18 protein-coding genes are annotated in these 13,943 nt (G+C 64.2%); 6 read left to right on the plus strand and 12 right to left on the minus strand.

Annotated elements, in window-relative coordinates:
* Positions 1 to 18 precede the first annotated feature (18 nt).
* Positions 19 to 882, plus strand: coding sequence for a Rossmann-fold NAD(P)-binding domain-containing protein (locus QMF22_RS07630; protein WP_283452010.1), 864 nt, complete (start codon positions 19 to 21; stop codon positions 880 to 882).
* A gap of 6 nt (positions 883 to 888) precedes the next feature.
* On the opposite strand, the gene QMF22_RS07635 is transcribed toward QMF22_RS07630, so the two are convergent.
* Entirely contained in the window at positions 889 to 1,365 is a 477-nt protein-coding gene (locus QMF22_RS07635) for a MarR family winged helix-turn-helix transcriptional regulator (RefSeq protein WP_283452012.1), read from the minus strand.
* Positions 1,366 to 1,634: 269 nt separating this feature from the next.
* On the opposite strand from QMF22_RS07635, the gene QMF22_RS07640 reads away from it, so the two are divergent.
* The 4 genes from QMF22_RS07640 (at position 1,635) to QMF22_RS07655 (ending at position 3,618) form a co-directional block, all read left to right on the plus strand.
* On the plus strand, positions 1,635 to 1,910 hold the full coding sequence (locus QMF22_RS07640) for a hypothetical protein (protein WP_283452014.1): 276 nt from the start codon (positions 1,635 to 1,637) through the stop codon (positions 1,908 to 1,910).
* A gap of 181 nt (positions 1,911 to 2,091) precedes the next feature.
* On the plus strand, positions 2,092 to 2,355 hold the full coding sequence (locus tag QMF22_RS07645) for a GlsB/YeaQ/YmgE family stress response membrane protein (protein ID WP_283452015.1): 264 nt from the start codon (positions 2,092 to 2,094) through the stop codon (positions 2,353 to 2,355).
* Positions 2,356 to 2,559: 204 nt separating this feature from the next.
* Entirely contained in the window at positions 2,560 to 2,970 is a 411-nt protein-coding gene (locus QMF22_RS07650; RefSeq protein ID WP_092338294.1) for a DUF4383 domain-containing protein, read from the plus strand.
* Between the two features lie 48 nt (positions 2,971 to 3,018).
* The gene (locus QMF22_RS07655) at positions 3,019 to 3,618 is read left to right on the plus strand and encodes a hypothetical protein (protein ID WP_283452020.1); all 600 of its coding nucleotides are present in this window, start codon (positions 3,019 to 3,021) and stop codon (positions 3,616 to 3,618) included.
* 43 nt (positions 3,619 to 3,661) lie between these two features.
* Here the strand turns inward: QMF22_RS07655 and QMF22_RS07660 are convergent, their stop codons facing one another.
* Positions 3,662 to 5,017: an ATP-dependent DNA helicase gene (locus QMF22_RS07660; RefSeq protein ID WP_283452022.1), complete on the minus strand. Its 1,356-nt coding sequence runs from the start codon at positions 5,015 to 5,017 to the stop codon at positions 3,662 to 3,664.
* A gap of 133 nt (positions 5,018 to 5,150) precedes the next feature.
* On the opposite strand from QMF22_RS07660, the gene QMF22_RS07665 reads away from it, so the two are divergent.
* Positions 5,151 to 6,233 (plus strand): hypothetical protein, encoded by a 1,083-nt coding sequence (locus tag QMF22_RS07665; protein WP_283452024.1) that lies wholly within the window; start codon positions 5,151 to 5,153, stop codon positions 6,231 to 6,233.
* A gap of 6 nt (positions 6,234 to 6,239) precedes the next feature.
* On the opposite strand, the gene QMF22_RS07670 is transcribed toward QMF22_RS07665, so the two are convergent.
* The 10 genes from QMF22_RS07670 to QMF22_RS07715 all read right to left on the minus strand — a co-directional run bounded on the left by QMF22_RS07670 (position 6,240) and on the right by QMF22_RS07715 (position 13,943).
* On the minus strand, positions 6,240 to 8,228 hold the full coding sequence (locus QMF22_RS07670) for a bifunctional copper resistance protein CopD/cytochrome c oxidase assembly protein (protein ID WP_283452026.1): 1,989 nt from the start codon (positions 8,226 to 8,228) through the stop codon (positions 6,240 to 6,242).
* A gap of 210 nt (positions 8,229 to 8,438) precedes the next feature.
* Positions 8,439 to 8,726, minus strand: coding sequence for an HU family DNA-binding protein (locus QMF22_RS07675; RefSeq protein ID WP_035835256.1), 288 nt, complete (start codon positions 8,724 to 8,726; stop codon positions 8,439 to 8,441).
* 300 nt (positions 8,727 to 9,026) lie between these two features.
* Positions 9,027 to 9,332: a 30S ribosomal protein S14 gene (gene rpsN, locus QMF22_RS07680; protein WP_119975823.1), complete on the minus strand. Its 306-nt coding sequence runs from the start codon at positions 9,330 to 9,332 to the stop codon at positions 9,027 to 9,029.
* Positions 9,333 to 9,334: 2 nt separating this feature from the next.
* The gene (rpmG, locus tag QMF22_RS07685; protein ID WP_035880539.1) at positions 9,335 to 9,502 is read right to left on the minus strand and encodes a 50S ribosomal protein L33; all 168 of its coding nucleotides are present in this window, start codon (positions 9,500 to 9,502) and stop codon (positions 9,335 to 9,337) included.
* Positions 9,502 to 9,738 (minus strand): 50S ribosomal protein L28, encoded by a 237-nt coding sequence (gene rpmB, locus QMF22_RS07690; RefSeq protein WP_035835252.1) that lies wholly within the window; start codon positions 9,736 to 9,738, stop codon positions 9,502 to 9,504. Before rpmB ends, rpmG begins: the two co-directional genes overlap by 1 nt.
* Before the next feature lie 222 nt (positions 9,739 to 9,960).
* Positions 9,961 to 10,362 (minus strand): Fur family transcriptional regulator, encoded by a 402-nt coding sequence (locus tag QMF22_RS07695; protein ID WP_283452043.1) that lies wholly within the window; start codon positions 10,360 to 10,362, stop codon positions 9,961 to 9,963.
* Complete coding sequence (locus tag QMF22_RS07700; protein ID WP_283452633.1) at positions 10,359 to 11,210, minus strand: metal ABC transporter permease; 852 nt, start codon at positions 11,208 to 11,210, stop codon at positions 10,359 to 10,361. Before QMF22_RS07700 ends, QMF22_RS07695 begins: the two co-directional genes overlap by 4 nt.
* A complete protein-coding gene (locus QMF22_RS07705; RefSeq protein WP_283452044.1) occupies positions 11,210 to 12,094 on the minus strand; it encodes a metal ABC transporter permease in 885 nt (294 codons plus the stop codon). Before QMF22_RS07705 ends, QMF22_RS07700 begins: the two co-directional genes overlap by 1 nt.
* The gene (locus QMF22_RS07710) at positions 12,095 to 12,892 is read right to left on the minus strand and encodes a metal ABC transporter ATP-binding protein (protein WP_283452045.1); all 798 of its coding nucleotides are present in this window, start codon (positions 12,890 to 12,892) and stop codon (positions 12,095 to 12,097) included.
* Positions 12,893 to 12,899: 7 nt separating this feature from the next.
* On the minus strand, positions 12,900 to 13,943 hold the full coding sequence (locus QMF22_RS07715; protein WP_283452047.1) for a metal ABC transporter substrate-binding protein: 1,044 nt from the start codon (positions 13,941 to 13,943) through the stop codon (positions 12,900 to 12,902).

A 13,943-nucleotide genomic window follows, 5' to 3' on the forward strand; every position in this document is an offset into this window, starting at 1 on the left:
GACAGAATAGGGAGACAGATGACGGTACTCATTGCTGGATGCGGCGACCTTGGCACCGAGGTGGGCTTACGGTTCGCGCTGTTCGGGCACCGGGTGGTGGGGCTCCGGCGCAACGGGCGCGTTCTGCCCGCCGAAATTGACGGGCAATCCGTTGACCTCAGCACCACAAAACCCGTCATCCCGACCGACACCGAGTTCGTCGTCATCGCCATCTCCGCCGGCAGTCCCACGGTCGACGCTTACCGGGCTGCCTACCTCGACGGCCTGCGCAACCTGCTGGACGCCCTCGATGACGCGCAGGTCACGCCGCAGCGCGTGCTGCTCGTCTCCTCGACCGCCGTCTTTGACGTCAACGACGGCAGCCGGGTCGACGAGCAGACCCCCGCCAACCCGAAAACGGGCACCGATTCCATCGTGCTTGACGCCGAGCGGATGCTGCACCAGCGGCTGCCCGCCGCCACAGTTCTGCGCCTGGCCGGCATCTACGGCCCCGGCCGGGAACGGCTGATCAAACAGGTACAAACCGGCGCCGGGCTTTCCGCCCAGTCGCGCCACACCAACCGCATACACCGGGACGACGCAGCCGCCGCGATCGTTCACCTGCTGCTCCGCACTGAGCACCCGGCTCCGCTCTATCTCGGCGTCGACAACGCGCCGGTGCCGGCCAACGAGGTGCTGACCTTTCTCGCGGCCGAGCTCGGCCTGCCCGAGCCAACCCTCGAAGAGTCAAACGGGCCGACCCCGAACCGCGAAAGCCAGCGCGGCGGCGACAAGCTCCTGAGTAACCAACTGCTGCGCGACACCGGCTTCACCTTCAGTTACTCCACCTATCGTGAAGGCTACCGAGCGCTCCTGGCCGGCGGCGGAACCCGCCATCCCTAGGGCGATCTAGGCGCTCGGCCCAGCCAGGCTCAGGTCGGCGTCCGACCCGACGGTGAGCGCCATGGAGCTCAGCAGGTCGCCGAGCCGAGCCTGGTCTTCCGGGCTCAGGCCCCGGGCGGCATGGGCAATGAGCGCCTGAAAGTCATCGTAGACCTTCTGAGTTATCTGTTCGGCATCCGGCGTGAGCACCAGCAGAAGGCTGCGCCGATCATGCGGGTGCGCCACCCGGGTGAGCAGGTTTAACGCCACCAGACGATTCGAAATCGCCGTCACGGCGCCCGTCGTCATCTCCAGGGACTCCGCGAGCATCTTCGGCGTAATGCTGCCGGCCTCGGCGACCCGCGCGAGAGCTCGCACTTCGCTTCCGGTCAGGTTGGTTTCCGCAGCGACCCGACTGCGGTTGCGGTCCATCGCCCGCAGAAATGACAGTGCGGACGCCGACAGGCTATCCAGGGCGCGTCCCGCGTTATCCAGTCCGTACATGCTTTTTCCGACCTCTGGTCTGTGTGTCTTGCCCACCTGCAGGCCCGCAGAATCGCCCACACGGCCGATCTGTCTTGTCAGCGTACCGGATAGATCAACAAGTAAGCTTCTTAGCGATTAAGTAGTTTGTACTTTGAAGTAAGTACCGTATATTGAACGTCACGCATTGCTCCAGCTCGGCAGCCACGGTAGTCATTCCCGACCGGCCCGCACGCACGGCGTCGCTGCGCCAGCGCCGGAACACCTGCTACAACGAAATGGACCATGCAATGCAGAGCTACAGATTGACGATCAACGACGACTGGTTCTATCTCTCTGGTGACTACAACATTCTGGCGCTCAAAGCCGCTCTCGCGGCAGCGGTACACAACGGGGGTGGCTTCGTCGACATTTTCAGTACTGTTAGTTCGCAGATCTCCCTGCTCATCACAAGCCATTCCATCGTAAAATTTGAAACGATCTTCACCCAGGATCTACCCGATGTCATCGAGTCCATGCCCACGGTCGGTCTGTCATACATTGACGATGACTACTGGCTGGATTGAATCGTTCCGGGTACCCTTTCGACGCTACGGGACCGTCGGCATCCGCTGGTCGAGAATTCGTTTCGATCCACCAGCAGATGCCATTGACGGAGGGCCCCGACACGGGTACGTTCACGCGAACGGCGCATCTGCTTTGCGCCGGCACATTCACTGACCGCACGACTGACTGAAAGGTAGTCTCATGGGTTTCCTTGGATTCCTCCTGCTCGGCCTCATCGCCGGCGCCATCGCGAAGGCAATCCTTCCCGGTCGCCAGGGCGGAGGCTGGTTCATCACCCTGTTGCTCGGCGTCGTCGGCGCATTCCTGGGCGGCTGGCTCGGCGGACTCCTGTTCAACGTGAACCTGGGCGATTTCTTCTCCCTGACCACGTGGGTTCTCGCCATCGTCGGATCGCTCATTGTGCTTCTCATCTATGGCGCGATCACGGGCCGGCGCAAAGCCTGACCTAGTCCACCGCCGAAAGGCGGCGATCAACCCAGTGCGGCACCCAGTTCTTGGGTGCCGCACTGTTTTGTCCCGACCTCGGTACACGTGTCCACACCCATTCGGGGATATCGGGGCCACAATTAGTACCAATCCGAAGCGGATGGAGCTCCGAATACATAGCAACCACGGGTTAACCCGTGAATCACATAGGAGGCACCTGAAATGCGCACATCACCCAATCGTCTGATCGCCACCATCTTCGGCGCGGTCTACGTTCTCGTCGGACTGCTTGGCTTTGCCGTCACCGGCAGTGTCGGCTTCATCGCCACCCAGGGCGGACTTCTCCTCGGCATCTTCGAGGTCAACCCGTTGCACAACGTTGCGCACCTGTTGATCGGTGCCGCCCTGCTTATTGCCGGCCTCTCCAATGCCATGGCAGCCAAGGCCACCAACACCACCATCGGTGCCGTCTACCTGCTCCTGGGTATCGTCGGATTCTTCATCGCGAGCACCTCGTTGAACATCCTGGCGCTGAACACCGCCGACCACTTCCTGCACCTCGCCAGCGCGATCGTGCTTCTGGGTGTCGGCCTCACCGCCGACAAGACGGTTCGCACCCACGCCACGGCCTGACAACCGGCAACACTCCATCCCTTCGCAGCAGATCACCCAAGGAGCATCATGTCCCCGGTCGTTCGCACCTGGCTCGGCTTCGCCGCTCTCGGCGCCGCTCTGATCCACCTGGCCGTGGGCGTGACGGCTCCGTTTCCACTGTCGGTTCTTCTGGTCGGGTTCGGCATCGCTGAACTCGGCTGGGGAATCGCCACCCTTGCCACCGGCCGCGTCATCACGCCGCGCATCGTCGTCGGTGCGGCTCTCATCCCAGTCTTCATTTGGGGTGTGACGGCCGCGCTCGGCAGCGGACTCGGCGTCACCAGCGCCCAGACCGGTCTGCCGCTCTACCCGATGGCTGTGGCATCACTCTTCAACATTTTCTTGGCCGCAACGGTGGCCATCGCCCTGCGGCGCGCACCGAACGGAATCCCTACGGCCCTCGGTGCCGCCGCGCCCGCTACATCACCCGGCACGTCAACACAAGGCACGTCAACACCTGGTGGCTGGCGTTTTATCACCGGCCTGGTCGTCGGAGGTTTTCTCCTCTCGGCGCTCACCACCCCGGCCCTCGCCGCTACCGAGGTCGGCTCGCACGCCGTGCCCCATGGTTCGCACGGGGTTACCGAGTTGATCGTGCCGGACTCGGGCGGCCACGGGTCACACTAGGTTCCTCGCAGACAAGTGAAACGGGCCCCGCCGGGCAACAGTGTCAGGCGGGCAGCCCGTTTTCCTGGTCGGTCGATGCCGATCCCGACACATCCAGCCCGGCCAGGTCGGCCACCGGCGGTACCACCTCAATGTTCATGAATCTCTTCACGTTCTCGTCGACGATGATGTCGCTCGGCCGCAACGGGCGGGTGAGGTAGAGCCCATCCAGGCTGGTCAGGCGGCTCAGGGCCACATAAGTCTGGCCGGGGCTGAACACCCGCGCACCGAGGTCGACGATCGCCCGCTCGTAGGTGGCGCCCTGCGACTTGTGAATGGTGACCGCCCAGGCCAGCCGCAGCGGAAACTGCGTGAATTCGGCTACGACATCCCGACTCAGCTTCTTGGTCGCGGCATTGTAGGTGTACTTGTACTTCTCCCACACGGTTGGCTCAACCTCGTGCACGTCGCCGTCGATGTCGACGAATACCGTCGAGGTGACCTTGGTCACCGTGCCGATGCTGCCGTTCACCCAGCGCGGGCCTCCGTCGAGCGGTGAGTCGTTGCGCAGAAACATCACCTGCGCGCCCACCTTGAGCTCGAGCACCTCGTCAGCCGGAAATTGTTTACCGCCGAAATCCCCGGTGATATCAGCCTTGGCGGTGAGTGATTTGCCCGACAGCTTCTTCAAAGCGGATGCGTTGATGCGGTTCACAGCATCGTTGCGGGTCGCGAGGGTGATCACGCCCTCGGTCGGCGGTGTTCGTGCTCCGGCACCGTTGAGTGCGCCACCGATCTCGGGGGTGACCTGGCCGTGGCGCACGGCGTTGAGCATCAGCTTGAAGTCGTTGTCGTGCTGGCGGTGAATCTCGGTGAGCTCGAAGATGCGCAACTCGGCGTCACGCCAGACCTTCGCGTCGAAGAACCACATCGAGCGGTAATGATCGGCGAAATAGGCGCGCTCGTCGGGGCCGCCGGGCACCGGCGCGAGTTGGTACGGGTCGCCGAACAGCACGATCTGCACCCCGCCGAACACGTCGAATGGCCGCTGTCTGGCTTGGCGCAGGCTGCGGTCGATCGCGTCCATCAGGTCGGCGTTGACCATCGAGACCTCGTCGATCACGAGGGTGTCGATGGTGTTCAGGAGCTTGCGCACCTGGTCGTTCTGGTCGATCGGGCTGTCGGCGATCACGCCGATCGGCAGGCGGAAGAGCGAGTGGATGGTCTGGCCGCCCACGTTCAGCGCGGCGACGCCGGTGGGCGCGGCGATCACGATCTGCTTGCTCGTGTTCCAGGACAGGTGATTCAGCAGCGTGGACTTGCCCGTTCCGGCCCGGCCCGTAACGAAGACGTTCTGCTTGGTGCCCTCGATCGCTGCGAAGACCAGCGCCTGTTCACGGCTGAGCGGAATCTCGGACACGGCACACTCTCTCTGACAGTCGAATGCTGCACGGGACCAGCGCAGGGGACATCCCACTGTAACCGCCCAGCCCGTACGGGCGCGAGACGGGGTGTGGCCGACTGGCCGACCCACCTCCCCATACAATATTCAAGTGACCATTCCGGCCGAACAGCATCGGGCGAGCGGGCGCCGCGGCAGTATGCTCCGGGCCGTTCTCGCCATCGTGGTGGTCGCCGGGCTGCTCGCGGCCGGTCTCGCCGGCACCATCAGCGCCCTCAATCGCACGGTGTACAGCGCCGGCGGCTTTGTGGAGCAGTACCTTGATGCCCTCGCCCGCGGCGACACCGTCGGAGCCCTCGCCCTCGGCGGCGTCATGCCCAGCACTGCCGATCTGGCGTCTTGGGGGCTGACCGACGAGGTCGCGAAGGATCTGCCGAAGACGCTGCTGCGGGCATCCGTTTTGGGCGGTCTCGACAATATCGAACTCGCCAGCGCGACCGATACCGTCGCCACCGACGACGGCACGGCCCAGACGGTTGTCTTCGACTTTGACCTGAACGGCACCGCTTCGAGCATGGTGTTCACCGTCGAGCGGGCTGGCACCTTCAGTGGCGTTTTCAACGCCTGGGCTTTCAGCACCAGCCCCCTCGCCGTACTGCAGGTCTCTGTGCTGCACGAACGATCGTTCACGGTCAACGGCCTCACCCTCGATACGCGTGCCCACAGTGCAGCGGATGCCCCCGCCACGTTCTCCACGTCTGCCGCGTATCTCGCCTTCGCTCCGAACCGCTACACCTTCGAACACGACTCGGCCATGCTGACCGCCGAGAAGTCCATCGTGCGCGCGACGGTGGCCGGTCCCACCGCGGTCGAGGTCAACGCACTGCCGAACGAGGCCATGGTTGGCCAGGTGCAGTCGGAGCTGAACAAGTTCCTCGACGACTGCGCCACCCAAACGGTTCTGCAACCGACCAGCTGCCCGTGGGGCATCACCATCGACGATCGCATCGAGAGCACTCCGGCCTGGTCGATCACCACGTATCCCACCGTCGCCCTCACGGCCGGTGAGCTGTCCTTCGAAATGGTCGCCACCCCCGGGCAGGCCCATATCGTGGTCGACGTACAATCACTCTTCGACGGCGACGTCAGCACCCGCGACGAAGACGTTCCGTTCACCATGGGACTCAGCGTGGTCGTGCAGCCGAGCGGCGCCCTGGCCATCCAGCTGCACTAGGTCCCGCTAGTTGGGGGTCTGCGCGTCGCGCTGGGCGATTCGGGCCAGTTTCGCGTTATAGGCGATCAACTCGGAGTCCTCGGTGCGGTCGGCCGTGCGATCCAGCCGACGCGCAACTTTGGTGTCGTTTCGGCTCCACTGAATGGCCACCACGATCGCGAGGGCAATCGTGGGAAGCTCACCGACGCCCCACGCCACGCCGCCACCCATCTGCTGGTCAGCAATCGCGCTGAGACCCCAGGTGCGCCCCATGGCGCCGAACCAGTCCGCGAGGAGCAGGCTCGTGCCCATCATGAGAGCGACACCGAAGAAGGCGTGGAAAACCATGGTGCCGATCAACAGCAACAGCCGGAACGGGTAGGTAAGCCGGAACGGAACGGGATCGATCCCGATGAGGGACTGCACAAAAAGATAGCCCGTGATGAGAAAGTGAACCGTCATCCACTCATGCCCGATGTGGTCGGTCGCGGCCCAGCTGAAGATCGGCGTGTAGTAGAACACCCACAGCGAACCGGCAAAGAGTCCGGCCGCCACGAGCGGGTTGGCGACGACTCCCGCGAATTTCGAGTGCACAGCGATCAGGATCCATTCGCGCGAACCGCGGCTGCCGTCCTGGCGCTTACGGATGGCCCGTGCCGCCAGGGTTACCGGAGCACCGGGTACGAGCAGCAGTGGAACGAGCATTGTAAGCATCATGTGCATGAGCATGTGTGCCGAGAACAGGTAGTCGACGTAAACGTTGAGTCCGCCACTCGTGAGGTAGAACAGGATCACGAGCCCGCTCACCCACACAATGGAGCGGTAGACCGGCCACTTGTCGCCCCGGCGGTGCAAACGCCACACGCCTGCCAGATAGAAAAAGATACCGAAAGCGCAAAACAGCAGCCAGGCCAGGTCGATGTCCCATTCGGTGAAGTAGCGCGAGAAGGTCAGCTCGGGCGGCAGTAGTTCACCGGTCAGAATCTGCGCTGGCGTCGACTGGGGGATCTCCGTCGCCACCACCTGGGCGACCGGGGTGGCCGTGCGGGCGAGCGCGGCAGCCACGCCAGCGGCGAGGCCCATGAAACCGAGCTCCGTCACGACCAGCCACCAGAACCAGCGGCTTTGTGACGTCTCACTCCGCTGCATGCGCTGAATGAAAAAACGACGTTGCAGAATGCCGAAGGCGCCGAGCGCGATCAGCGCGATCACCTTGACCAGCACGAGAATGCCATAGGGGCTGAACAGGTTGTCCCAGCTCCCGATGCGCAGTTCGGCGCTGACGTAGCCGGACGCGGCCACGACGATGAACGAGATCAGCGCGAGGGACGAATACCGCCCAATCACCTGGCGGATGCGTTCGCCGTCGAGCTGGGTGCGCAGCACAATGATGGTGAGCAGGCCGCCCAGCCAGATCGCCGCGAAGACCAGGTGCAGGCCGAGGGCCGTGATGGCTGCATCGTGCCCGGCAGCGCCCGCCGAGTGGCCCTGCTGGGCCATCGGCAGCAGCGAGGTCAAGGCCAGCACGGTCACGAAGACCAGCGCGGTCTGGTTGCGCACGGCAAAGCACAGCACCGTGACGCCGGCGGCGATCAGTGTTGTGGCGAGCCAGGCCTGCCCCAGTTCGATCTGGCTGAAGAATTGGCCGACCGTGGCGCTGAACTGGTCGCTTATGCCGAAGGGCACGTTGGTGACCTGCAGAAAGGTCAGAAAGCCGGTGACAGCGGATGCGACGGCGAACACGGCTGCCGACGCCGCTGCGAAGTCCAGGGCGGTGCCGAATTCGCGTTCCTTGGGGCTGAGCGCGAAGAGCGTGAGCACGAGGGCGCCGATGGTGCCCGCCGCTGCGATGTTGACGACAAGTTTGGCGATGGGCAGTCCCCAGCGCACCACCGGTCCCGGGTCGGCCAGCAGTTGGGCCGAGGCGCCACCCCCGTAGGCGAGCGCGACAAGGGTGGACAATACAGCGACCAGCAGCAGGACTGCCGGTCCGAGAACGCGGACGAGACGGGGCACCCGCCCAGCTTATTCGCCCAGCCCTGGGCATTGGTCGCCAGGTGCCCGCGCGAACGCGCGATCTGGCACCGAAGGGTGAGTTTGAGGCGGTTTGAATCGTTCCACGGCGCTCGAACGCACACCTCGCCAAGGGAACCCTGCCCGAACCCCTGCCCGGGAACGCCGAAAGGGGCACCGACCGTGGTCGACGCCCCTTTCTGAGAGCAAAAGCTACTTGGCGGCAGCCTTGAGCTTGCTTCCGGCGGTCAGCTTGACGCGGTGGCCGGCAGCGATGGCGATCTCTTCGCCGGTCTGCGGGTTGCGGCCGGTACGAGCTGCGGTTGCGGTGCGCTCGACGCCCAACCATCCCGGGATGGTGACCTTGCCATCAGCGGCAACGGTCTCGGCCAGGGTTGCAAAGAATGCGTTCAGAACGCCGTCAACGGCGGCCTGGCTCTGTCCGGAGTCAGCGGCAACCTTGGCAACGAGCTCGGTCTTGTTCAGCGACTTGTCAGCCATTGAGTGTCCTCCTCGGACCTTCGTCTGTATAAACAGCGATATGCGTAATACGGATGCTCCTCGAGAGAGAAGCCCCGCCGGTCGGTTCGACCGAGTTGAAATCTAGCATTGATCCGCCAAAATCCCCGGATTTACGGCGATTTTCGACCATTTCAGGGCAGTTTCACCCACTCGGGCACCCGATTTTCGCTGTCCGCGGAACATCAGGCAACACAAAACGGGATGTCGACTCAGAGTCGACATCCCGTTTGGATGATTCAGAGGCCGTTGAAGATGAACTTCAGCGGCTGCCGGCCGGAGTTACCAGCTGGACTTGGTGATGCCGGGCAGTTCGCCGCGGTGCGCCATGTCGCGAAAACGAACACGCGAGATGCCGAACTTGGAGAGGTGGCCACGGGGACGACCGTCAACGGCGTCACGGTTGCGCAGGCGCACCGGGCTCGCGTTGCGCGGCAGCTTCTGCAGGCCCTTGCGAGCGGCTTCACGCGACTCGTCGGTGCCGGCAGGGTCAACTAGTGCCTTCTTGAGCTCAAGGCGCTTGGCGGCGTACCGCTCAACGATGACCTTGCGCTGGTTGTTCTTGGCAATCATGCTCTTCTTCGCCATGTTTAGCGCTCCTCACGGAAGTCAACGTGCTTACGGATGACCGGGTCGTACTTCTTGAGTACCAGACGGTCGGGGTCGTTGCGGCGGTTCTTCTTGGTCACATAGGTGTAACCGGTTCCAGCCGTGGAACGAAGCTTGATGATCGGACGTACGTCATGAGCCTTAGCCATTAGATCTTCACCCCACGAGCGAGAACGTCTTTGACAACACTCTCGATACCACGAGCATCAATAACCTTGATGCCCTTTGCGGACAAGGTCAGTGTGACCTTGCGACGAAGCGACGGTACGTAGTACGTCTTCTTCTGAACGTTCGGATCGAAACGACGCTTGGTGCGTCGGTGCGAGTGCGAAATGTTGTGTCCGAAGCCGGGAACAGCTCCGGTCACCTGGCATACAGATGCCATGGTTACCTCCATTACCGAAGAGCGAATGCCCTTCCCAAGATCCCTTGTCGACGGGCAGAACCACATCAGCTCCGAGCAAGCTCAGAACCGGGGGAGAATCGCCCGCAATGTACGCACACAGGCGTAGCAGCTACCCATGCTACTCGATCGCCGGCCCTCTTGCAAACCGAACTGGCTACGAACGAGGTCGAAGTAACACGCCACCCGCTTTCGCGAAACGGCTTAAGCGGATGCTGCGGCCTTGGCCGTGCAGGCGGCGCACAATCCGAACACGTCCACGACGTGGGCGGCTTCGGTGAAGCCATTCTTCGCGGCGACGTCTTTGGCCCACCGCTCGACGGCATCCGCTTCGATCTCCACAGTGAGGCCGCAGTTGCGGCAGATCAAGTGGTGGTGGTGAAGGTTGGTGCTGCAGGCGCGGTACAGGCTCTCGCCCTCCGGCGACTGAAGGGAGTCGGCGTCACCCTTGACGGCGAGGTCGGCGAGAGCGCGGTAGACCGTAGCCAGGCCGATGGGAGATCCGCTGGCGTGCAGGGCCGAGTGCAGGGCCTGGGCACTGACGAAGCCGTCGTTTGCATCGAGGGCGCCCCGTACGGCCTCACGCTGCCAGGTGTTTCGCTTCATGCTTTCAACCGTAACGATGTTCGCGTGGGTCGGCGTTCATCCGCTTGGCCGAGCGCGCCCGCTGCAGCGACCAGCCGTCGAAGAACCAGGGCGAGCAGAAAGAGGGCGGCCGCCGTCAGGGCGATCGCCGGTCCGGCCGCCACATCGAGGGAGCGGGACAGCAGCACGCCAATGACACCGGACACCGCGCCGAGTACGGGCGCGATGACGAACATCTGGGTGGTCGTGCGTGACACGAGGCGGGCTGCCGCAGCGGGGGCTGCGATCAGGGCGATGGCCAGGATGGCGCCGACGGCCGGCATCGCCGTGACGACCGTAGCCGTGATGAGCACGAGGGTCAGCAATTCGATCGGCCATTCCCGGAAGCCTGCCGCACGAAACCCGTTCACGTCGAAGGTCGAGTACATGATCTGTTTGCCGAGAAATACGATGGCCAGTACAGCGAGCGCCAGAACGATGGCCACCAGAGTTATGTCGTTGGAGGTCACCGTGAGGATGGAACCGACCAGGTAGGAATCGACCTTGACCGGCAGGGAGGGGTTGAGGCCCTGCAGCAGAACCCCGAGAGCAAATCCGGCAGTGAGCAGAATGCCGGAGGCGACCTGGTTGCCCTGACGTTTCACCCGCCCGATCATGGTCATGATGCCCACAATGACCACGCTCGCCACCGCGGCCCCCAGCGGGATACTCACGCCCAGGATGGCCGCGCCGACCGCTCCGGGAAACGTCGCGTGGGTGAGGGCCTGGGCGAAGAACGTGCGCTGGCGCAGCACGACGAGGGTGCCGACGAGGCCACTGAGTGCCCCGATCAGCAACGCGGCCAGGAGAGCTTGTTCGAAGTAACCCATCACTGCGCCGCCGATCCAGCAACAGCCCGCGTTCGACGCGGGCCGCCGATTCGGTCGAGGACGAGCCGTACTACCAGGGCCAGCACGTAGCCGGCGACAAGAACGAGTACGACAGTAGCTCCGCTCGGCAGGTCGACTCCGCCGTTCACCGACGCTTCGTAGCCGAGCGCGAGCCCCACCCAGGCGGCCAGGATCGCGAAGCCGGCGGCCACCGGAAAGAGCAGCCACAGGCGATCGGTCACCAGCCGCGCCACGGCGCCCGGCACGATCAGCACGGCGAGCACGAGCAGGTTGCCCACGGCGCTGCTGGCCGCCACCACGACCAGGGCGATGGCAACGTTGAGCAGAATGTCGAGAATGAGCGGCCGGTAGCCGGCGGCCGCGGTGCCTTCCAGGTCGAAGGCGCGAAATACCTGCTCCTTGAGCGTGAATCCCACGATGATCAGCGCGATCAGGCACACCACGACGGTCTGGTTGACCTCGGCCGGGCTGACGGTGAGCAAACGCCCGAAGAGCAGTGCGTCGAGCTGGCCGACGTAGTTTGTTTCCCGTGAAACAACGATGATTCCCACGCTGAACATGGCTGTGAAGACGATCGCGATCGCGGCGTCTGAGGTGACGGCCCGTCTAACGATCACCGTGAGCACGACAGCAGCAAGAAGGGCCGCGATCAGTGCTCCCACGAACAGGCCGTCGCGCCCGCCCCAGACGAATCCGATGGCCACGCCCGGAAAGACCGCGTGAGTGAGTCCGTCACTGATGAACTCGAGCCCGCGCAGGTTGACGAGCACTCCGACAAGCCCGGCCACGAGGCTGAGCACGACCAGCACGAGCAGCGCCCTGGCCATGAACGGCAGGTCGAAGGCTGTGATGAGGGCATCCACTCAGTGACCTCCGTGGCCGGGAACCACGATGGTGTGCTCGTCCATTTCCACACCGACCGAGCCGAACGCCCGTTGCACGTTGGCCAGGGTGAGCACCTCTTCGCGCGGACCGAAGGCCACTTGGGCGCCGTTGAGCAACAGAACGCTCTCACACACGGCCCGAGCGAGGTCAAGGTCGTGGGTGGACACGAGCACCGCGACACCCTGCTGCTTGAGGCGTTTCACCGTTTCGATGAGGGCGTCCCGGTTGACCTGATCCAGGCCGTTGAACGGCTCATCCAGCAACAATAAGCGCGGGTCGGATGCCACGGCTCTCGCCAGCAGACCGCGCTGCTGCTGCCCGCCCGACAGCTCACCGAAGCGTGTCTTGGCGCGGCTGCCCAGGCCGACGGTCTCGAGCGCCTCGGTCACGGCCCGGCGGTCGGCCCGAGCAGGCATGCGCCACCAGCCGAGGGAACGGTAGCGGCCCATCAGGACGACCTGCTCGAGTGAGACCGGAAAGTGCGGGTCGAGTTGGTCGGTCTGCGGTACGTAGCCGATGTAGCCAGCCGGTGCCGGCCACTGTCCGAGCACCTCGACGGTACCAGCCGTGCGGGTGATGAGCCCGAGAATGCCCTTGAGCAGGGTGGACTTGCCCGAGCCGTTGGGGCCGATCAGGGCAACGGCCTGGCCGGGGGACACGGTGAAGTCGATTCCGGTCAACGCGGCCTCGGGACCGTACGCGAACGACGCTGCCGCCACTCGAAGAGCGGCGGCAACGTTCGCTGGGGGTGTTACTTGAGAAGTGTTCTCGATCACGTGTTAACTATTGCAGGTCGGCGGGCAGTGCAGAGGGTGTGACGCCCCAGGATTCAAGCATGAGCGTTGCATTGTGCAGTTGCGCCTTGATGTAGGTGTCACCGGCGCTTCCGGTCGGGCCGAGCGAGTCGACGTAGAGGGCGTCGTCGCCGGAGTAGACCGTGACGCCGGCTTCGGTCGCGATCGTCTCGGCGGTTTTGGGGCTGAGCGACGCCTCGGAGAAGACGGCCGTGACGCCGGTGGCTTTGATGGCCGCGACCAGGGCGTCGATCTCGGCGGCGCTCGGCTCGGCGTTGTCATCAAAACTCGGAATCACGGAGCCGACATAGTCGATGTGGTACGCCGCGGTGAAGTACCCGAGGGCGTCATGGTTGCTCACGAGCAGGCGCTCGCTCTCCGGTACGGTGTCGACGTTGGTGCGGATCCACTCATCAAGGTCGGTGAGCCGTGCCGTGTACGCGGAGGCATTGGCTTCGAAGACGCTTGCATTGCCCTGGTCGGCGGTCACGAGTCCGTCGGTGATCGTCTGCACGATCGTCTCTGCGTTGTGCACATCAGTCCAGATGTGTGGGTCGCCACCGTCGTGCGCGTGCGCGTCGGCTGTGGCGGGCGCATCGGCTTCGTCGGTGCGGGCATCCGTTTCGTCGGCGGCGTGATCCTCGCCGGCGCCGACCTCTGAGATGGTGATGCCGGTATCGGCGTCGATGGTGACGCCGTCAAAGCCCGAGGCGGCGATGGCGTCGTCGAGCCACTCTTCGAGTCCGACGCCGTTGATGACGAGCACGTCCGCGGCACCGAGCGCGGTCAGGTCGGCCGCGGACGGGTCGTAGCTGTGGGCGCTCTGGTTGGGCTGAATGAGCTGGGTGAGGTCGACGCCGCTGGCGGTTCCGATGACATTGCGCGTGAGGTCCGCAACTTGGGTGGTCGTCGCGACGATTTTGAGGTCGGTCGCCGCGCCGTCGGCGCTCGCGATCGTGCCGGCCGAGCACCCCGAGAGAGCGAGGGCGGCTGATGCGAGGAGTGCGGGAACGATAAAGGATCTCTTGTGCAT

The organism is Cryobacterium sp. PH31-L1 (assembly GCF_030063145.1).
Taxonomy (GTDB): Bacteria; Actinomycetota; Actinomycetes; order Actinomycetales; family Microbacteriaceae; genus Cryobacterium.